A 276-nucleotide genomic window follows, 5' to 3' on the forward strand; every position below is an offset into this window, starting at 1 on the left:
TGTCTGCGATTTTGCGTTTGCGGATTCGGATGCGCTTTTTGGATATACCGAAGCGAAAATCGGATTTGTACCGGCTTTGGTCTCGGTCTTTCTTGCAGAGCAAATCGGGCATTATCGGGCCGGGGAACTCCTGATTTCGGGCGAAATGATTTCTGCCAAAAAAGCCGATGAGTTTGGCCTGATTACCGGGCACATGAGTGGAGATTCACTCGATCATTGGGTAGCGCATGAATTTGCGGCCAAACTGATTCGTGAAAATTCCGCCTTTTCTATGAG

Annotated in this window: 1 protein-coding gene; it reads left to right on the forward strand. The window is 48.6% G+C overall.

The window, feature by feature from the left end; translation table 11 throughout:
* Window positions 1-276 (forward strand): enoyl-CoA hydratase-related protein (locus ACNKXV_RS14860; protein WP_417908468.1); only part of this gene is annotated, 276 nt, incomplete at both ends.

This window comes from Christiangramia aquimixticola (assembly GCF_048285835.1).
Classification (GTDB): domain Bacteria; phylum Bacteroidota; class Bacteroidia; order Flavobacteriales; family Flavobacteriaceae; genus Christiangramia; species Christiangramia aquimixticola.